This is a genomic window from Priestia endophytica (genome assembly GCF_026790145.1).
GTDB classification, from domain to species: domain Bacteria; phylum Bacillota; class Bacilli; order Bacillales; family Bacillaceae_H; genus Bacillus_I; species Bacillus_I endophytica_A.
In genome coordinates this window covers 52690-71571 of sequence record NZ_JALAMS010000020.1, presented here as the reverse complement: position 1 = coordinate 71571, position 18882 = coordinate 52690, and the positions used below count along the sequence as shown (strand labels likewise).

At 36.6% G+C, this 18882-nt stretch carries 26 protein-coding genes; 21 read left to right on the top strand and 5 right to left on the bottom strand.

The annotated features are described in order from the left end of the window. Positions 1 to 3 precede the first annotated feature (3 nt). The 6 genes from MOC86_RS16680 (at position 4) to MOC86_RS16655 (ending at position 6170) form a co-directional block, all read left to right on the top strand. Positions 4 to 933 carry a peptidase U32 family protein gene (locus MOC86_RS16680; protein WP_268585150.1) on the top strand — a complete coding sequence of 310 codons (930 nt, stop codon included), beginning with the start codon at positions 4 to 6 and terminating at the stop codon, positions 931 to 933. A 17-nt stretch (positions 934 to 950) separates the two neighbouring features. Beyond that, positions 951 to 2213: a peptidase U32 family protein gene (locus tag MOC86_RS16675; protein WP_268585149.1), complete on the top strand. Its 1263-nt coding sequence runs from the start codon at positions 951 to 953 to the stop codon at positions 2211 to 2213. Between the two features lies 1 nt (position 2214). Next, a complete protein-coding gene (gene udk, locus MOC86_RS16670; protein WP_019391390.1) occupies positions 2215 to 2850 on the top strand; it encodes a uridine kinase in 636 nt (211 codons plus the stop codon). A gap of 190 nt (positions 2851 to 3040) precedes the next feature. Beyond that, positions 3041 to 3514: a transcription elongation factor GreA gene (greA, locus tag MOC86_RS16665; protein WP_268585148.1), complete on the top strand. Its 474-nt coding sequence runs from the start codon at positions 3041 to 3043 to the stop codon at positions 3512 to 3514. A 57-nt stretch (positions 3515 to 3571) separates the two neighbouring features. Continuing rightward, complete coding sequence (locus MOC86_RS16660) at positions 3572 to 5326, top strand: peptidoglycan D,D-transpeptidase FtsI family protein (RefSeq protein ID WP_268585147.1); 1755 nt, start codon at positions 3572 to 3574, stop codon at positions 5324 to 5326. A 100-nt stretch (positions 5327 to 5426) separates the two neighbouring features. Beyond that, the gene (locus MOC86_RS16655) at positions 5427 to 6170 is read left to right on the top strand and encodes a YrrS family protein (protein ID WP_268585146.1); all 744 of its coding nucleotides are present in this window, start codon (positions 5427 to 5429) and stop codon (positions 6168 to 6170) included. Between the two features lie 27 nt (positions 6171 to 6197). Here MOC86_RS16655 and MOC86_RS16650 read toward each other — a convergent pair whose 3' ends face one another. Beyond that, positions 6198 to 6407, bottom strand: a complete 210-nt coding sequence (locus tag MOC86_RS16650; RefSeq protein ID WP_019391394.1) for a DUF2536 family protein — start codon at positions 6405 to 6407, stop codon at positions 6198 to 6200. Positions 6408 to 6543: 136 nt separating this feature from the next. On the opposite strand from MOC86_RS16650, the gene mtnN reads away from it, so the two are divergent. Together mtnN and MOC86_RS16640 are read left to right on the top strand one after the other, a co-directional pair. After that, the gene (mtnN, locus tag MOC86_RS16645; protein ID WP_061802058.1) at positions 6544 to 7236 is read left to right on the top strand and encodes a 5'-methylthioadenosine/S-adenosylhomocysteine nucleosidase; all 693 of its coding nucleotides are present in this window, start codon (positions 6544 to 6546) and stop codon (positions 7234 to 7236) included. Positions 7237 to 7331: 95 nt separating this feature from the next. Beyond that, positions 7332 to 7562, top strand: a complete 231-nt coding sequence (locus tag MOC86_RS16640) for a YrhC family protein (RefSeq protein ID WP_268585145.1) — start codon at positions 7332 to 7334, stop codon at positions 7560 to 7562. Positions 7563 to 7577: 15 nt separating this feature from the next. On the opposite strand, the gene sigK is transcribed toward MOC86_RS16640, so the two are convergent. Further along, positions 7578 to 8306 carry an RNA polymerase sporulation sigma factor SigK gene (gene sigK, locus MOC86_RS16635; protein ID WP_061802056.1) on the bottom strand — a complete coding sequence of 243 codons (729 nt, stop codon included), beginning with the start codon at positions 8304 to 8306 and terminating at the stop codon, positions 7578 to 7580. A 351-nt stretch (positions 8307 to 8657) separates the two neighbouring features. Here sigK and MOC86_RS16630 point away from each other — a divergent pair, with 351 nt between their 5' ends. Further along, positions 8658 to 9236, top strand: a complete 579-nt coding sequence (locus tag MOC86_RS16630; RefSeq protein WP_268585144.1) for an MOSC domain-containing protein — start codon at positions 8658 to 8660, stop codon at positions 9234 to 9236. Positions 9237 to 9313: 77 nt separating this feature from the next. Continuing rightward, positions 9314 to 9496, top strand: a complete 183-nt coding sequence (locus MOC86_RS16625; protein ID WP_326847735.1) for a sporulation protein YjcZ — start codon at positions 9314 to 9316, stop codon at positions 9494 to 9496. A gap of 20 nt (positions 9497 to 9516) precedes the next feature. Here MOC86_RS16625 and pssA read toward each other — a convergent pair whose 3' ends face one another. Continuing rightward, a complete protein-coding gene (gene pssA, locus MOC86_RS16620; protein ID WP_268585142.1) occupies positions 9517 to 10056 on the bottom strand; it encodes a CDP-diacylglycerol--serine O-phosphatidyltransferase in 540 nt (179 codons plus the stop codon). Positions 10057 to 10182: 126 nt separating this feature from the next. Between pssA and MOC86_RS16615 the strand changes: the two genes are divergently transcribed. After that, positions 10183 to 10965 (top strand): phosphatidylserine decarboxylase, encoded by a 783-nt coding sequence (locus MOC86_RS16615; RefSeq protein WP_268585141.1) that lies wholly within the window; start codon positions 10183 to 10185, stop codon positions 10963 to 10965. A 9-nt stretch (positions 10966 to 10974) separates the two neighbouring features. Here MOC86_RS16615 and MOC86_RS16610 read toward each other — a convergent pair whose 3' ends face one another. Next, a complete protein-coding gene (locus tag MOC86_RS16610) occupies positions 10975 to 11115 on the bottom strand; it encodes a sporulation histidine kinase inhibitor Sda (RefSeq protein ID WP_019391402.1) in 141 nt (46 codons plus the stop codon). Positions 11116 to 11573: 458 nt separating this feature from the next. Here MOC86_RS16610 and MOC86_RS16605 point away from each other — a divergent pair, with 458 nt between their 5' ends. The 8 genes from MOC86_RS16605 to MOC86_RS16570 are packed head-to-tail and all read left to right on the top strand — an operon-like array spanning position 11574 to position 16622. Then, positions 11574 to 12089, top strand: a complete 516-nt coding sequence (locus tag MOC86_RS16605; RefSeq protein WP_019391403.1) for a YqeG family HAD IIIA-type phosphatase — start codon at positions 11574 to 11576, stop codon at positions 12087 to 12089. Between the two features lie 19 nt (positions 12090 to 12108). Continuing rightward, positions 12109 to 13200 carry a ribosome biogenesis GTPase YqeH gene (gene yqeH / locus MOC86_RS16600; protein ID WP_206765278.1) on the top strand — a complete coding sequence of 364 codons (1092 nt, stop codon included), beginning with the start codon at positions 12109 to 12111 and terminating at the stop codon, positions 13198 to 13200. A 22-nt stretch (positions 13201 to 13222) separates the two neighbouring features. Further along, on the top strand, positions 13223 to 14065 hold the full coding sequence (aroE, locus tag MOC86_RS16595; protein ID WP_268585140.1) for a shikimate dehydrogenase: 843 nt from the start codon (positions 13223 to 13225) through the stop codon (positions 14063 to 14065). Between the two features lie 21 nt (positions 14066 to 14086). After that, the gene (gene yhbY, locus MOC86_RS16590; protein ID WP_019391406.1) at positions 14087 to 14377 is read left to right on the top strand and encodes a ribosome assembly RNA-binding protein YhbY; all 291 of its coding nucleotides are present in this window, start codon (positions 14087 to 14089) and stop codon (positions 14375 to 14377) included. A 21-nt stretch (positions 14378 to 14398) separates the two neighbouring features. Further along, positions 14399 to 14968 (top strand): nicotinate-nucleotide adenylyltransferase, encoded by a 570-nt coding sequence (locus MOC86_RS16585; protein ID WP_268585139.1) that lies wholly within the window; start codon positions 14399 to 14401, stop codon positions 14966 to 14968. Continuing rightward, positions 14958 to 15512: a bis(5'-nucleosyl)-tetraphosphatase (symmetrical) YqeK gene (yqeK, locus tag MOC86_RS16580; protein WP_268585138.1), complete on the top strand. Its 555-nt coding sequence runs from the start codon at positions 14958 to 14960 to the stop codon at positions 15510 to 15512. Before MOC86_RS16585 ends, yqeK begins: the two co-directional genes overlap by 11 nt. Positions 15513 to 15525: 13 nt before the next feature. Then, a complete protein-coding gene (rsfS, locus tag MOC86_RS16575; protein ID WP_019391409.1) occupies positions 15526 to 15879 on the top strand; it encodes a ribosome silencing factor in 354 nt (117 codons plus the stop codon). Next, complete coding sequence (locus tag MOC86_RS16570; protein WP_268585137.1) at positions 15879 to 16622, top strand: class I SAM-dependent DNA methyltransferase; 744 nt, start codon at positions 15879 to 15881, stop codon at positions 16620 to 16622. Before rsfS ends, MOC86_RS16570 begins: the two co-directional genes overlap by 1 nt. Before the next feature lie 72 nt (positions 16623 to 16694). On the opposite strand, the gene comER is transcribed toward MOC86_RS16570, so the two are convergent. Continuing rightward, positions 16695 to 17516 (bottom strand): late competence protein ComER, encoded by an 822-nt coding sequence (gene comER, locus MOC86_RS16565; RefSeq protein ID WP_268585136.1) that lies wholly within the window; start codon positions 17514 to 17516, stop codon positions 16695 to 16697. Between the two features lie 89 nt (positions 17517 to 17605). On the opposite strand from comER, the gene MOC86_RS16560 reads away from it, so the two are divergent. Together MOC86_RS16560 and MOC86_RS16555 are read left to right on the top strand one after the other, a co-directional pair. Beyond that, positions 17606 to 18220 carry a helix-hairpin-helix domain-containing protein gene (locus MOC86_RS16560; protein ID WP_268585135.1) on the top strand — a complete coding sequence of 205 codons (615 nt, stop codon included), beginning with the start codon at positions 17606 to 17608 and terminating at the stop codon, positions 18218 to 18220. A 99-nt stretch (positions 18221 to 18319) separates the two neighbouring features. Beyond that, positions 18320 to 18874, top strand: coding sequence for a ComE operon protein 2 (locus tag MOC86_RS16555; RefSeq protein ID WP_113713889.1), 555 nt, complete (start codon positions 18320 to 18322; stop codon positions 18872 to 18874). Positions 18875 to 18882: the final 8 nt, after the last annotated feature.

The following is an 18882-nucleotide window of genomic DNA, read 5'->3' as shown; positions in this document are numbered from 1 at the left end:
CACGTGAAGAAACCGGAGATTTTACTTACTCCCACATGTGTTGGGGACATTGAGAGATTAGCTTTAGCAGGAGCGGATGCTTTTTTAATTGGGGAGGCTCGTTACGGTTTACGCTTAGCAGGAGAATTTAAGCGTGAAGACGTTGTAGAAGCTATCAACGTTGCTCATCGGCTTCATAAGAAAGTGTACGTAGCTATGAATGCTATTTTTCATAATGACAAAGTAGATGAATTAAAAAACTATATTTTGTTTTTACAAGATGCAGGTGTTGATGCCATTGTTTATGGTGATCCAGCTGTCTTAATGACAGCACGTGAAGTAGCTCCAACTATGACTCTTCATTGGAGTACGGAAACAACAGGAACAAACTGGTATGTTTGTAACTATTGGGGACGCAAAGGCTCAAAACGTGCTGTTTTGGCGCGAGAGCTAAACATGGATGCTATTGTGGAAATTAAAGAAAATGCAGATGTAGAAATCGAAGTTCAGGTTCATGGAATGACATGCATGTTCCAATCAAAACGCCCGCTTTTAGGTCACTATTTCTTGTATCAAGAAAAAGCGATGGAAATTGAAAATCGAAAAGGTACTAAAAATATGTTTTTGTTAGATAAAGAACGTGGAAATAAGTATCCGATTTTTGAAGATGAAAATGGAACACATATTATGAGTCCAAATGATGTTTGTATTATTGATGAACTTGAAGAAATGATAGATGCAGGCGTTGATTCGTTTAAAATTGACGGGATTTTAAAATCTATCGATTACCTTGTAGATGTCACAAAGAAATATCGTCAAGCTATTGACTTATGTGTTGAAAATCGAGAGAAATATGAAGACATTAAGGAAACATTATTAGAAGATTTAGAAGCAATTCAGCCGAAAAATCGTATGCTTGATACAGGATTTTTCTTTAAAGAAACCGTTTATTAAAGAGGAGTGAAGAGGGAATGGCAATTAAAGTAGCCGAGGTTGTAGATGGAAAACGCGTTATTACTAAAAAACCAGAACTGCTTGCTCCAGCGGGGAATTTAGAAAAATTAAAAGTAGCCGTTCATTACGGAGCAGATGCGGTTTTTATCGGTGGACGTGAATATGGCCTCCGTTCAAATGCAGATAACTTCTCAATGGAAGAAATGGCTGAAGGGGCGGCTTTTGCACGGAAATATGGAGCACGCATCTATGTTACAACAAATATTTATGCACATAATGAGAACATCGATGGTCTTGAAGAGTATCTAGAAGGTCTTAACAAAGCAGGAGTAGCAGGTATTATCGTTGCTGATCCACTCATTATTGAAACCTGTCGTAGGGTAGCTCCATCACTTGAAGTACATTTAAGTACCCAGCAGTCGCTTGCTAACTGGAAAGCTGTCCAGTTTTGGAAAGAAGAAGGATTAGAGCGCGTTGTACTTGCTCGGGAAACAAGTGCAGAAGAAATTCGTGAGATGAAAGAAAAAGTAGATATTGAAATTGAATCGTTTATCCACGGTGCAATGTGTATTGCTTATTCTGGTCGATGTGTATTAAGCAATCATATGACAGCGCGGGATTCAAATCGTGGTGGTTGCTGTCAGTCATGTCGCTGGGACTATGGCTTATTCGAAATGGATGAAAATAACGAAGAAGCTCCTTTGTTTAACGAGGGAGATGCTCCATTTGCAATGAGTCCAAAAGACTTGAATTTAATTCAATCTATCCCTAAAATGATTGAGATGGGCATCGATAGTTTGAAAATTGAAGGACGTATGAAATCTATTCACTACGTTGCAACCGTTGTAACAGTTTATCGCAAAGTTATTGATGCTTACTGTGCAGATCCTGACAATTTTACAATTCAAGAAGAATGGCTAAGAGAGCTTAATAAATGTGCAAATAGAGAGACAGCAACAGCTTTCTTTGAAGGCGTACCAGGACACGAAGAGCAGATGTTTGGAGAGCATAGCAAAACAACAACACATGATTTCTGTGGACTTGTGCTTGATTATAATGAAGAAACGAAAATGGTGACTTTGCAACAACGTAATTTCTTCAAACGTGGACAAGAAGTCGAGTTTTTTGGACCAGAGAGTGGGACATTTACAACAGTTGTAGAGCAAATTTGGGATGAAAAAGGCAATGAGCTTGATGCAGCTAGACACCCATTGCAAATTGTTCAATTTAAAGTAGAACAACCCCTTTACCCATACAACATGATGCGGAAGGAGATTTAAAATGGGGAAAAAACCAGTTGTTATTGGAATTGCAGGAGGCTCAGGCTCAGGCAAGACGACCGTAACAAAAGCAATTTATGAACATTTTCAAGGGCATTCTATTATGCTTTTAGAACAAGACTTCTATTATAAGGATCAAAGCAGTGTACCGCTTGAGCAGCGTTTGCAAACCAATTATGATCATCCACTTGCTTTTGATAATGATCTTTTAGTAGAACAGCTTGAAAGTCTTCTTCGCTACGAGAGTATTGAAAAGCCTGTATATGACTATACAATGCATACTCGTTCTGAAGAAATCATTATTGAAGAACCAAAAGATGTAATTATTGTAGAAGGAATTCTTGTACTAGAAGATGACCGCCTGCGTGACTTAATGGATATTAAACTTTATGTTGACACTGATGCGGATTTACGAATTGTGCGTCGTCTTCTACGTGACATTAAAGAACGTGGTCGCTCACTGGAATCTGTTATTGATCAATACGTACAAGTTGTTCGTCCAATGCACAACCAGTTCATAGAACCAACAAAACGATATGCAGATATCATTGTGCCAGAAGGTGGACAAAACCATGTCGCAATTGATTTGATGTGTACTAAGATTCAAACAATTCTTGAACAAAATGCTATTTTATAATACGATATGGTAGATAACATTTAAAACGTATTTGTATAGAGAAGATGCATATGATAAACGATAAGAATGAAGAATGGCGCCTAATAGGCGCCATTTCACAAATTTTCTTTCTTATAGTACATAGCCTGTTTATTTACAAGCATCTCTTTACAAAGTAGAGACACGCTTATATATGAAGGAGTGAAGAGTTATGGCAACGGAAAAAGAATATCCAATGACTCAAGAAGGGAAAGAAAAGCTTGAGACGGAGTTAGAGCAACTGAAAACAGTAAAACGTAAAGAAGTTGTAGAGAGAATTAAAATTGCACGTAGTTTTGGAGATCTTTCAGAGAACTCAGAGTACGATGCTGCAAAAGATGAGCAAGCTTTCGTTGAAGGTCGCATTTCAACTCTTGAAACAATGATTCGTAACGCTAAGATTATTGAAGGAGACGAAAATTCTTCAACAGTCTCTCTTGGTAAAACGATTACATTTGTAGAGCAACCTGATGGAGATGAAGAACAATATACAATTGTAGGAAGCGCAGAAGCAGATCCATTTGAAGGCCGCATTTCTAACGATTCTCCAATTGCAAAAGCGCTTATGGGCAAACACATTGGTGATGAAGTTCTTGTTCAAACACCAGGTGGAGAGATGCTTGTTAAGATTACAGCTGTAAATTAATAAAAAAATGATTGAAATAAGAACACCTCGTCGACAATTGTAACGAGGTGTTTTTTTATGAAACCATATAAACGAATGAAAAAATTAGCTTTTATCCTCTTATGTTTTATGCTTATTCTTGTAGCACGTCTTGCACAAATACAGCTTATTCAAACAGAATCTTTTTCACGTCATCATATTAATTTAATAGAAGCAAGTGTAAGACAGCGTACTCAAGAAATGGTAATTGATGATGGAAGAGGAAAATTTGTAGATCAAAATGGAGAGCCGCTTACACACCATTCTTCATTATCTCTTGTTATGTTTCCTTTTTTAAAAGAATTGAAGTGGCCAAGTGATAAGGTGGCGTCCTTTGTTGGTATGTCTGAATATGCGCTCAAAGACAAGTTAAACAAAGCAAGTGAGCCTGTTGTCATTGAGAAAGAAATCACAGAAACTGAAATGAAAAGCATCAATAGTTTAAAGATTCCTGGCCTTTTTGCTGTTCCTCTTCAAAAGGATGACGGAGGACATTTTGCAGAACATTTAATTGGTTTAACAGGACAAAACAGAGATCTCCTTGTCGAACGTTATGATGAGAGACTAAAAGAAGGCGAACTTTCTACTCAAACGTCTGTTGGTATTACAGGACTGCAGTCAGCTTTTGATGAATTTTTAATTCAGGAAGAGGAGTCGAAGCTTCTCTATCATGTAGATCGGCAAGGAAACCCTTTGTTTGGCTTAAACGTAAAGTATACAGGAGCTCCTAATCCTTTTTATCCTGTTAAAGTGAAAACAACGCTCAATAAAGAAAAGCAAAGTGCAGTGGAGAGAATTGTAGACAGCAGCGGTTTGAAGCAAGGTGGAGCAGTTCTTGTGAATATTGAAAATAATACTGTTGAAGCACTTGTAAGCCGCCCTGAGATTAATGAGGTCAAGCCTTATGGAGATGGTGGAGTTTATAACCGTATGCTTATTCCTTATACCCCTGGATCTGTTTTCAAAACCGTTATTGCGGCTGCAGCTCTTGAACAATTACCAAACGTGGAAAACCGAACATTTAACTGTTCAACAAATATTTACGGAAAAAAAGCTCAAAAAGATCAAGGCACATTATCTTTTCACGATAGTTTTGCAGAAAGCTGTAATGCCACATTTGGACAGCTCGGAAAAGACATAACGGCAAAAGACGAGCATATGATAGAAACGTATGCTAAAAAGCTAGGATTAACAACGAAGGCAGGATGGAGCGGGGAAGTGTTTCATCTTCAAAACTTTGCACAGCTTCCAGAAGAGAAAAAGGGGATGGTGTGGACAGATAATACGACTAAAAGTCCAAATGCGATTTCCCAAACATCAATCGGACAGCTGAATGTCAAAGCTTCACCATTAGAGCTTGCAAACATGATGGCGACTATTGGACGTGGAGGGAAGGCATATGAAGTGAGAGCGGTTGATAAGATTCAATATAAAAATGGAAATACGCTCTTCTCCTTTCCAAAACAAGAGTTAGAAGGTGGTGGGATTAAGAAAGAAACGGCTGAAAAGCTTCAAACGCTTCTTACTGGTGTTGTAGAGGAAGAGAAAGGAACAGGACGTCGCTTTGCTTCTCTTCCATATGAAGTAGCTGGAAAATCGGGTACTGCACAAATTAGTGATAAAAAAGCGCTTGTTAATAAGTGGTTTGCTGGCTATTTTCCAAGGGAAAATCCAAAGTATGCTCTTGTGGTCGTTGATTTATCTGTAAAAGATGAAGAGGCTAAAACAAATGGTGTATTTTATGATATAGTAAACAATGTGTATGAGCTCGATCAACAGAGTGAACGTAAATGAAATATTACAATTATGCTTCAACTTATTAAAAACCGTTCATGAAGCAGGAATATAATGTTACAATAATTCATTATGTAATGAAGATGGAGGAAAGCAACAAATGGAAAATAGACGATCACAAAGACACGATAAAAATCGTAAAATGAATCGCGTTTATAACGTGCTTATTGCTGTTGTGGCTGTCTTAATTGTCCTTATTGCTGGAACAATGTTTATGAATGGGAAAGACGATAAGCAAAGTACTACAGCGAATAGTGACCAAAAGTCAGCAAACGTTCAAAACGATAAGAGCAATAGTGACGAAGATAACGCAGAGCAAAATAAAGATAATGAATCATCAGATGATTCTTCAACAAGTGATAGTGAAGATGAAGCAACAGATGATTCTTCAGCAAGTGATAGTGAAGATGAAGATCAAGTAGCAACAAACGATGATGAAGACGAATCATCAAATGATGCAGAAGAAGAAAAATCTTCAAAAGAAGATGATGAAACAGCAACAAAAGAGGACGATAACGAAGACGAAAAAGAAGATTCTTCATCAGCCGATTCAAGTAAGGAAGAAATTAAAGAAAATAAAGAAAAAGAAGCAGGAAGTCATACAGCATCATATGACAAAGGTTCTTCTGATTGGAATGCACAGCTTCAAGCTGTAAGTGGAGCAACAGGTGTTTCAACAGATGATATGACAGTTCTTTGGTTAGGACGTAATCCTGGTGGAACTGTTGGAAGTGAATCACAAGCAACAATCAAATCCAAATCAACTGGTGAACAATATAAAGTTCAAATCCGCTGGGTTGAAGGTGAAGGCTGGCAGCCGATTGGAACAGAAAAAGTAAACTAATAGAAATAGCGCAGGAGTATTCCTGCGCTATTTTTTAAATTTAAAATGAACAACCGCTGTATAAAGGCGAGCACCTGTCTCAGGGTGAACGATTGTTTGATGTCCAACATGATGTACTTCTAGAAAAATAGCTCGGTTATTTTCAATTTGCTCATTGATTTTTGATTCGAGTTTTTCGATGCTTGTCTCCTCAAAAAATTCGACTTTATCTTGAATCATTTGTAGCTGTAACCCCATCCACTCTTCACCTCCTGTTTGGTCAGTACGTTTCTTTATTTTAGCATGTGTTTTAGGAAGAAATATAGCGACTTCCTCTTTATAATGTTAGAATAAGCACTATATGCAAAATTTGTTGAAGGAAAGAGGTTAAAAAATGAAAATCGCAATTATTGGAGCAATGGAAGAAGAAGTGACAATCTTACGAGAAAAATTAACAGACCGCGATGTAACGGTTATTGCAGGCTGTGAATATACAACAGGAAAATATGAAGGAAAAGAAATTATCTTACTAAAATCAGGTATTGGAAAAGTAACCGCAGCTTTATCAACAGCTGTTTTACTTGAAAGATTCAAGCCTGATTATATTATTAATACAGGCTCTGCTGGTGGTTTCAATCCAGAGCTAAACGTTGGAGACGTTGTTATTTCTTCAGAAGTTCGCCATCATGATGTAGATGTAACCATCTTCAACTATGAATATGGTCAAGTGCCAAATATGCCTGCAGCATTTTTACCAGATGAGAAGCTTGTTGCTGTAGCAGAGAAAAGTGCGGAAGAAATCCAAGGCATGAAGATTGTTACAGGACTTATTGCAACAGGAGACTCATTTATGAACGATGCTGATCGCGTAGAGTTTGTGCGTTCTAAATTTCCAGCGCTTCAAGCAGCTGAAATGGAAGCTGCCGCTGTTGCTCAAGTTTGTCATCAGTTCGGAGCACCGTTTGTTATTATTCGTTCTCTTTCAGATATTGCTGGAAAAGAATCAAATATTTCATTTGATCAGTATTTACCAAAAGCAGCGAAAAACTCTGCAGACCTTATTTTGAGAATGGTTGAAAAAATCTAATGTCAAAGTTGCCAACAGTGGTGGATATTGCTATCATTTCACACGTATATTCTATGTTATAGTAGAAATAGAGAAATTACGTGGGGTGATTTGATTTGAAAACAAATACAGCACGTCAAGTACGAGCGAAAATTGAAGATTATACACGTTTTATTTATATTTTACTCGCATTGAGCGGATTCTTATATATTGGCACTTTAATTAGCAATCATGAACACCATGGTGGCACAATGACAATTATGATGAGTGGAACTTTTATACTTCTACTCGTTTCTTTTCTATTTAGTTACAAAGTCAAAAAGCTGCGTAGCTCTTTAGAAGAATAAAAAACAGCCTTGAAATTAATCAAGGCTGTTTTTCTTTTTCTTCTTTTCTTTTTCGGCACGATAAAATTCATGAAACATCTTCATTAGAGCTCTCTTCTCAATTCGTGATACATAACTCCTTGAAATTCCGAGCTCTTTTGCAATTTCACGCTGTGTTTTCTCTTTCTTTAAATCAAGTCCGAATCGTCCAACGATCACTTCTCGCTCTCTGTCGTCCAGAATATCGATATATTCACGAATCTTTTCAAGTTCCATATTAAGCTGAATCGTTTCAATTACGTCGTCTGCTTCAGATTTTAACACATCAATTAAAGAAATTTCGTTTCCTTCCTTATCTTGCCCGATTGGATCATGAAGAGAAACATCTTTCTTCGTTTTCTTTAGAGCACGGAGATGCATTAAGATTTCATTTTCAATACATCTAGCAGCATATGTCGCAAGTTTCGTTCCTTTGCCTTGTGAATAGCTCTCAATTGCTTTAATAAGCCCGATTGTTCCAATAGAGATAAGATCTTCTGAGTCTTCTCCTGTATTTTCAAATTTCTTTACTATATGTGCCACAAGACGTAAGTTATGTTCAATTAACATATTGCGAGCATGTGCGTCCCCTTGCTCCATAAGCAGTAAGTATTTTTTTTCTTCTTGCGGCGAGAGAGGTTGTGGAAAAGCGTTGTTCTTAACGTAGGAAACAAGGAAAACGAGCTCTTTAACAAAGTAACCTAAAGTCGTAAAAAAGCCGGGCATCATACCACCTCCGTAGAAATTACCACCATTGTAACGATACTTTATTTATATGTGACAGGAGCCTAGTTTGTGTCTGTACAATGTCCTTTTAAGGGGCTTGGAACTCTCTAAAGAGATATGTCTAGAAAAAAGTTAAAAAGTGTTTAAAATAGAAAAATAAGGTTAAGGTAGTAGTTTATAGTATGAGTATAGTTAAAAAAACGTACATAATTTATACCTGATTTTAAGAAGAGAACGTAATACGTTATAAGCTAGTTAATAAATTTTGTATAATGTTCTATGATTAAGGGATCAATCATGATTATAATAAATACAGAGAAACTTATACCATACTTTGGAAGGAAGGGTACGATGTTTCAAAAAATAGAAGCAAAAGTTCGAGGGGTTTTTATGGCAACAGAGAAGGGATCATTTATTACGGAAGAACGAGCAGAAGTACAGGTGGAATTTGGAGGAATTCCTGGGGATCTTCATTTTGGTTTAACGAAGAAAGCTGGAGAAAGAGAGCCAATGTATGAAAAGGGAACAGAGATCTTTAACCGAAGACAAATTTCTATCGTTTCAGCTGAAGAATGTGCGGAAGTGGCGCAATTATTGAAAATTGAGGAAGTGCGTCCTGAATGGCTTGGAGCAAACCTTATTGTTGAAGGAATCGATGATTTTACACTTTTAAAAGAAGGAAGCCGCATTGTTTTTCCTAGCGGAGCAGCTTTACTTTGTGAAGGGGTCAATCATCCTTGTATCCATCCAGGAAAGGTTATTCAAAGTCAATATCCCGAAAAAAAGATAGCCGGAAAATTTGTAAAAATGGCTTATGATAGAAGAGGAATCGTTTGTATTGTAGAAAAACCAGGCATAATAAAAAAGGGAGACAAGGCAGTTATTCATTCTTATGAACCTTTTAAAGGGAAAGTTGAACTTTCAAATTAGAATAGAGCCAAAATATACATATATGCCTACACGAACTCCATTCCTGTACATAGTATAAAATAAAGAGGTGAATGTACATGTATGGGTATGGAGGGTGCTCGCCATACTGTGGTAGTTATACTCCATATGGAGGAGGCTATGGAGGCGGGGGCTGGGCTTTTGCCTTGATTATCATTCTTGTAGTCATTTTGCTTATTTTCGGTGGATTCTATTATTTTGGATACTTTTTTTATTTATTCATTATTGTAAGAAACAAATAAACATTGTACGCTAAGTTGTGTTATACTTTTTTAAGTTTGAAGTTACTAATCATTAGAACGGATAAAATCACTACGAGAAACATGAAAAGGTGCCCTGGAATCATTTTGTGAAACAAAAAAGAAAATGTGATTAGACAGCCTGCTGCTGTAATAGGAAGACCTGTAAAATATCCGTTGTTTTCTGAAATGTTAAAGCGTGCGAGGCGCATAGCACTGCAGGCTACATAAAAAATTGTAAAAAGAGTGCCAGGTGTTCCATATTCATGTAATACTCCTTGATAAACAAGTAAAGCTGGTGCGATTCCAAATGAAATAATGTCACACATGGAGTCTAGTTGTTTACCAAATTCAGATTCAACACCAAATTTCCGAGCAACCATGCCGTCAAATCTGTCAGCAAATGCAGCAAGAAAAATGAGAAACAAGCTTAATCGAAATTCATGATGAAAAATAGAGATAAGAGCAAAAGTTCCTAAAGACAGATTTATTAACGTTAAACAATTTGCAGAATGGGTCTTAAGCTTTTTTAAAGTATGATCAAGATAATCTAATAAAAACAAATTTTTCACTCCTTAAAGAGCTGACTCATAAAAAATAAAGAAATTATACAGATAAAATTATTGTAAGTCTAAAAAGTAGGATAGTAAAGAAAAACAGTGGGAAAAATTGTGATAGAGAGGAAATTTATGAAAAAAATCCTTTATCAATCTTTTATAGAATTAACAAATAAACCTTTTACTTCAAAGTTAATAGAGCGTTTTTCGTGCTCTCCATTTAGCAGAAAATTCATTCGATCATATGCAAAACTTTATAATGTTAAACAGGAAGAAATGAGCAAGGAACTTAGTGAATACGGAACGCTACACGAACTTTTTACTAGAAAGCTAAAAGATCAAGCTCGCCCATTTTCTTTACAAAAAGAGGTGATTATTAGTCCTGTAGATGGGGAAATCGAACAATACGGTACTTTAACAAATAAGACAGAAATGATTGTAAAAGAAAAGCCGTATTCTGTAAAAGAGCTTGTTGGAAATGAGTATGAACTGCAAAAGTATATAGGCGGTACTTATTTTATCCTATATTTGAGTCCGAGTGACTATCATCGAATTCATAGTCCGGCTGATGCCGATATTATTAAGACATGGACTCTTGGAAATAAGTCATATCCAGTAAATCAGCTTGGTTTAAAATACGGCAAAGCACCGTTAGTGAAAAATTATCGCAAGTTAACAGAACTTGCTTACAATGAGCATCGTTTTTTATTAGTAAAAGTTGGAGCAATGTTTGTAAATAGCATTACAATGACTCATGATGAGAAGTCTATTAACAAAGGAGACGAAATTGCGTATTTTTCGTTCGGCTCAACTGTCATTTTACTTTTTGAAAAAGATTCTTTTGTAACAGATGAATCGATTCAAAAAGGTCAAAAAGTGAAGGTTGGCCAAACGCTCGGTCGATTTCAATCGTGAAGTAATAACTTAGGAAGAAATTTTGATTTTAGCATGAAGAGAACGTCTTTCAATTTCTTTTTCGATAAGCTTAATAAATTCAGGACTTAATTTTAATTCATTTGCTTTGCAATATGATTCAACTAATACCTTATCTGACAGCTTTTCCACTCCTGTCACCTCCTATAGTATGAGAGCATTTTCAAAAAAAGACTTTATCGTTTAAAAAAAATTAGGTTGTTCTATATAAACGTTTTCAGGCATAGATAAGTAGGTTATGTGAATTTGTGTAACCTTAATCTATCATGTTTTAAATGTTAGAACAATCGTTCCGTTATCCACAAAAAAGAGTGGATAAGTTGTGGGTATAATGTTCGTAACTTTTAAGATTGTTGAAAAAACAGGATGTATAGTGTGTATAAAGTTATCCACAAATTTGAAGTAGCTTGAATTTTGTCGAAAAGTTTTTTGGGTATTAATGGATATTGTCGAAGCGTTTGTTTTCTTGTTAGTTGTCTTGTGAGTTGAAGGAATAAGAAGAAAAAGATGATTTGCTCTTTAAAGTAGGGCAGTATATTGAGTATAATAGCAAAATGGAAGTGAACTAGTCGTTAAAGGTGTGATAAGCTGTGTTAAAGTTATTTTTGCCAGATCAGCATGTGAAAAGTGTATTTGAAATAAAACCTGAAGATTTAAAAGAAAGAGGAGTTAAAGGGATTATTACAGATTTAGATAATACCCTTGTTGAATGGGATCGACCTGATGCAACTCCGAAACTTATTGAATGGTTTGAAAACATGCAGCAACATAATATTCAAGTAACTATTGTTTCTAATAATGTAGAAAAACGAGTTCGCCTTTTCTCAGATCCGCTTGGCATTCCGTTTATTTATAAAGCGCGTAAGCCAATGGGACGAGCATTTAAAAAAGCAATTCGGAACATGGATGTAAACCGCAATGAAATCGTTGTAATTGGAGATCAGCTAATGACAGATGTCCTAGGTGGAAATCGTATGAAGTTATATACCATTCTTGTTGTTCCAGTTGCTCAAACAGACGGATTTTTCACAAAATTTAACCGTCAAATGGAACGAAGAATTTTAACATGGATGAAGAAAAAAGGCATGATAAATTGGGAGGAATAATTAGGTGAGTGAACAAGAAATGTACTGCGTAGGGTGCGGTGTTGATATCCAAACAGAAGATCCAAAAAAGCTAGGGTACACGCCGCCATCTGCACTTGAGAAAGAGCAAATTATTTGTCAACGCTGTTTCCGTTTGAAACATTATAATGAAATTCAAGATGTTTCCTTAACAGATGACGATTTCTTAAAAATCCTTCATGGAATTGGAGAATCAGATGGCCTGATCGTTAAAATTGTAGACATTTTTGATTTTAATGGGAGCTGGATTTCTGGGCTGCAGCGTTTTGTTGGCAATAATGATGTATTGTTAATTGGTAATAAAGTTGACTTGCTTCCGAAGTCTGTAAAACAAAACAAAGTAATTAACTGGATGAAAAAAGAAGCAAAAGAAAATGGCTTAAAACCTATTGATGTTTGCTTAATTAGTGCTGTAAAAGGACAAGGTGTTGAGGATGTAGCTCAAATTATAGATCGTTATCGTAATGGAAAAGATGTGTATGTTGTAGGGTGTACAAATGTTGGAAAGTCAACATTTATTAATAACATCTTAAAACAATTTAGCGGAGAAGACAATGTTATTACAACATCTCAGTATCCAGGAACAACGCTTGACTTAATTGAAATTCCGCTTGATGATGGCTCAACGCTATATGATACACCAGGAATTATTAACCATCATCAAATGGCTCACTATGTTGATAAACGTGACTTGAAAATTATTATGCCAAAAAAAGAAATCAAGCCAAAAGTATTCCAGCTTAATGAGGAACAAACGCTCTTTTTTGGTGGGCTTTCTCGTTTTGACTATGTGAGCGGTGGAAGACGCTCCTTTACGTGCTACATTCCGAGTGAGCTTCATATTCATCGTACAAAGCTTGAGAAAGCAGACAAGCTATATGAAGATCACGCAGGAGAAATGCTAACACCACCTCGTCGTGAGCAGCTTGATGAATTCCCAGAGCTTGTTGCACATTCATTTACGATTAAAGAGCCAAAAATAGATGTTGTTTTCTCTGGACTTGGCTGGGTAACAATAAACGATCCGGGAGCTAAAATTGTTGCTCATGCACCTAAGGGCGTTGGTGTATTTGTTCGTCCATCATTAATTTAAGGGCAAGGGGGATACGGTACGTATGAAAGAACTCTACAGTGTTATTGGTTATCCAATCGGGCATTCGCTGTCTCCACATATGCAAAATGCTGTACTGGATCATCATTCTATTGACGGTTATTATCATGCGTTTGAGATAGCACCAGAGAAGGTTGAAGAAGGAATAAAAGGTCTGAAAGCATTAAATATAAAAGGATTTAATGTCACAATTCCATATAAAGTGAAAGTGATGGATTTCCTTGATGAAATTGATGAATTGGCACGTGAAATTGGAGCCGTAAATACGGTTGTCAATGAAAATGGTCGCTATGTTGGGTATAATACAGATGGTGATGGTTATCTTCAATCGCTTTTAACATTTTTAGAGCGACCGTCGCTTCAAGACCAAAGTGTGCTTATTTTAGGCGCTGGAGGTGCAGCAAGAGCACTTCTCTTTACTATTGCAGCAAAAGGTCAAGCGAATTGCATCGACATAGCAAATCGCACGCTTTCTAAAGCACAAGAGCTTATCACTTCTTGTCCAATTGATAATGAGGGAACAGTTTTATCAATAACAGAAGCAGAAGAAAACCTTGGACGTTATGATATTATCATTAATACGACTGCTGTTGGAATGAGTCCAAATATTGAGGAGAGTCCACTTTCTCTTCAACATGTAAAAAAAGGCGCAACAGTTAGTGATATTATATATAACCCACTTGAAACAAAGCTCCTGCGTGAAGCTAAAGAACGTGGAGCTTTAGCCCATACAGGTATAGGAATGTTTGTTATGCAAGGTGCACTTGCTTTTGAAAAGTGGACAGGAGTGCAGCCAAATGTAAAAGTGATGGAAGATGTTGTTTTACGTCATCTACAAAAGAAGTAAAGATGTTACAGGAGGAATATAATGTTAACTGGGAAACAAAAACGTTTTTTACGTTCAAAAGCACACCATCTTAACCCTATTTTTCAAGTAGGAAAAAGTGGTGTTAATGATAATATGATTACTCAAATTGAAGATGCTTTAGAAGCGCGTGAGCTTTTAAAGGTAAGTGTTCTTCAAAACTGTTTAGAAGATCGTGATACAGTAGCAGACAAGCTAAGCAAAGGTACACATGCTGAGCTTGTACAAGTGATTGGAAATACGATTGTTCTTTATAAGGAATCAACAGAAAACAAACAAATTTCTTTACCATAAAGATGAAAGGAGGTAGCGAGTATGAAAAAAGTGGGAATATTAGGAGGAACTTTTAATCCGCCGCATCTAGGGCATCTTATTATTGCCAATGAGGCATTAGAACAATACCAGCTTGATGAGGTATGGTTTATGCCTTCATACTCCCCTCCTCATAAAGAAAAAAAGAAGGTTACGGATTCAAAACACCGCTTGAGAATGACTGAACTAGCAATTGAAGACAATCCTTGTTTTAAATTGCAGCCGATTGAGTTTGAAAAAGAAGGAACGTCCTATACTTTTGAGACAATGAAGCTTTTAAAAGACCGGTATCAAGAGGAACAGTTTTATTTTATTATTGGTGGAGATATGGTTGAATACTTGCCAAAGTGGTATAACATTGAGGAGCTGCTAGAGCTCGTCACATTTATAGGGGTGAAAAGACCTCATCATACGATAAGCACACCATATTCTATTTTAGAAGCAGACGTTCCTCAAATTGAGATTTCATCAAGCCTTATTCGCGAGAAATACGAGAAGCAGAAGAGCATTCGCTATTTTGTTCCAGAAAATGTCCGAAACTACATAGAGGAGCAGGGGTTGTATGAATCGTAAAGAAGCGTTAGAAATCGTAAAAGAACAGCTGAACGAAGCTCGCTATACTCATACAGTTGGCGTAATGGAAACAGCCATTAAGCTTGCTGAGAAATATGGGGAGGATGTAAAGAAGGCTGAACTTGCAGCTATTTTTCATGATTACGCAAAGTTTCGTCCTAAAGATGAAATGAAAGAAATTATTATAGAGCAAAATATGAGTAAAGATTTATTAGAGCATCATCACTCACTTTGGCATGCGCCAGTTGGTGCTTATCTTGTTCAAAAAGAAGTGGGAATAGAAGATGAAGCTGTTTTACGTGCTATTGAGTATCACACGTATGGACGTCCAAACATGACAATGCTCGAGAAGATTGTATATGTTGCGGATTACATTGAACCAGGCCGTAGTTTCCCTGGTGTTGAGGAAGTAAGACAGTCTGCTGAGAACAGCTTGGATGAAGCTTTGTTTTTATGTCTTAGAAATACCATTGTATTTCTAATTGGACGCAAACAGCCAATCTACCCAATGACAATTAACACATACAATAGTGTAGTACAATGAGGAGGTCATTGATATGAAAGAACTAGAACTACTATCTCTTGTTGCGAAAGCAGCAGATGACAAAAGAGCTGAAGACGTAATAGCTCTAGATATGAAAGGAATTTCTCTTGTTGCTGACTACTTTATGATCTGTCACGGAAATTCAGATCGTCAAGTTCAAGCAATTGCGCGAGAAATTAAAGAACAAGCAAACGAGCATGAAATTGAAGTGAAACGTCTTGAAGGATTTAACGAAGCTCGCTGGATTTTAATTGATTTAGGAGATGTTGTAGCTCATGTCTTCCATAAAGACGAACGCGGCTATTATAATCTAGAGCGCCTTTGGGGCGATGCACCGCTTGTTTCTCTTGGAGAAGAATCAAAATAATGAGTTATGAGCGCTTTGCTTCTATCTATGATGAGCTAATGAGCGATGCTCCTTATGATAAATGGGTGGAATATACGAAAAGCGAAATAAGTAAAGCAGGATTACAATCTCCAAAAATCCTAGATTTAGGGTGTGGAACAGGGGCTATGCTACTTCAATTTGCAAAACATGATTTATATGCAGTTGGCGTGGATCTCTCAGATGAGATGCTTATGATGGCTAAGCAAAAACTAGAAAAAAACAGCATTAAACCAGAGCTTTTCCAACAAGATATGAGCGAGTTAGATCTCGGTCAAATGTTTAACTGTATTGTAATTTACTGTGATTCTCTTAATTATTTACAAGATGAAGAACGTGTAAGACAAACCTTTAAGCAAGCGTATAGTCACCTTGAAGAGGGAGGACTTCTTCTTTTCGACGTTCATTCTATCTTTAAAATAGACGAGCTTTTTATTGGTCAAACATTTGCTTATGATGGAATAGAGAATGCTTACATTTGGAACAGTTTTGAAGGAGAATATCCTCACTCTGTCGTTCATGAGCTCACTTTTTTTGCTTGGAATGAGAATAAACAGGCATATGATCGCTTTGAAGAAGAACACTATCAGCGCACATTTTCCATTTCTCAATATATGCAGTGGGGAAAAGAAGCTGGTTTCACCTCTATGGAAGTGAGTAGTGATTTTAAAAATTGCCCTCCTTCTGAAGAAAGTGAACGTCTTTTCTTTTCATTTAAGAAGTGAATAGAAAAAACCTACCAATTTATTGTTGGTAGGTTTTTTATTTTTAGAAGGAATATTGCTTTAGAGCGCGAATTATTTATTGAATTGATAGCCGACTTTTTCTAAATCTTCGTCGTATTTTGTGTGTGTTTGTTGAAATACCTTATTGAACATCTCTCCAACATGTTCCTCAAGCACTTTGATTCCTTCGCCAGTAACGCCACCTTTTACACATACTTTCTCTTGAAGAGTTGGTAATGTATAGAGATTTGTTTCTAACAACTTCCCAAACCCCACAACCATTTCACTGATCATTTTTGTTGCTTGATCTTTTGTAATTTCTGTTTCTTCAACAGCAGAGTCAATAAATCTCTGCAGTAAATAACTAAAGAAAGCAGGACCACAGCTTACAATATCAGATGAAACACGAGTAATATTATTTTCAATTGATAAAGGTGTCGATATTTTTGATAATAAGTGATCTAAAAATAAGCGATAATGCTGTTTACAACTTTCACCATACGTGACAAGAGAAACACCGCTGAACGCTCGATTTGTAATGCTTGGAATAATCCGAGCTACTTGGCAATCTACAAGCTCCTCAAGCTGTTTAACAGAAATAGGGCTTGTAATAGATATAAGACAATGATGTGGCTTTAATAATGGACGTACTTTTTCTAAAAGGGGGTGAATATCCAATGGTTTCACACATAGAAAAATAATATTTGATTTATGAATGACTTCTGAAGCATCTGAAGCTACATGTAAGGAAGGATAGCTCTTTTGTAAACTTTCGGCTTTTGCAAGAGTTCGATTTGTAATGGTAATGTCAGAAGGATTTGCAGCGTTTGACTCAATAACAGACTCGATTAAAATACGCCCCATGTTTCCTGTTCCGATAAATCCAATATTCATCACTTCATCTCTCCTTCAAAACTTTATCTCCTAAACGATATGTGATAATCCCTTGTCTTATGAATATGTGTTAAAAAGGAGTGGACCGAATGGAATGGTTACGAACCCATAAATGGTTGTCTGCTATTTGTGGAGGTCTTGTTTGTCTGCTTCTCTTGTTGTCTATTGTGTTAGGTGGAGACAAAGAAGCGAAAAAACCAGCAACAGGCAGTGAAAGCCTAGTGTTTTCGAAAGAAGAGAAAAATGAAGAGCATCAAAAGAAAGAGGAAGCTGAATTTCCGATTGTAATTGATGTAAAAGGGAGCGTGCAAAACCCAGGTATCTATACAATGGAAGATGGAGAAAGAATTGATGATGCCATTAATAAAGCAGGTGGATTTACAAAAAATGCAGAAGTAACAGCTGTTAATCTAGCTCAAAAAGTAGCTGACGAGATGGTTGTTTACGTTCCTTCTGAAGGTGAGAAAGAATTAACTTCTATTCCGGTTGGAGGAACTGATACAGAGGAGAGCGCCCTTATCAACATCAACAATGCTCAAAGTGAAGAATTGCAAAAGTTAAACGGTGTGGGCCCTTCAAAAGCAGAGGCAATTATTGCTTATAGAGAAGAAAATGGTCCATTTAAAGCTCCTGAAGACATTATGAATGTTAGTGGATTTGGAGAGAAATCATTTGAAAAAATAAAAGAACAAATTACTGTATAACGAGAAGTATATCAACAATTGAAAAGGCTGTTGACGTTTCTCAACTTTTCTCGCTACACTTATAGAAAGAACTTGTATAACGAGAAAGTAGGGAAAGAGATGGAACGAATTTCATGGCACCAATACTTTATGGCTCAAAGCCACTTATTAGCCTCTAGAAGCACCTGTGAGCGCTTGTCTGTTGGGGCAACAATTGTTAGAGATACGCGCATTATTGCAGGCGGATATAACGGATCGATTAGCGGTGGGGTTCATTGTGTTGATGAAGGATGCTACGTTATAGACGGTCACTGTGTACGAACGATTCATGCCGAAATGAACGCTATCATTCAATGTGCAAAATTTGGAGTGAAGACAGAGGGAGCAGATATTTATGTAACACATTTTCCTTGTCTAAACTGCTGCAAAGGAATTATTCAAGCTGGCATCAGCACGGTGTATTACGCAAATGATTACAAAAACCACCCTCATGCTGTCGAGCTTTTTGAACAGTCAGGTGTAAAAACTGAAAAGGTAGAATTTGATACGAGCTCATTAAATAGTTATAACGACGAGCAGCTAGCATTTATTCAAGAGTTATTGCAAAAAGCTGATGAAAAAGAACAAAAAGAGCTACTTGAAAAAGCAAAAAAACTTTTTGCGGCAAAATTTTAATATAACCT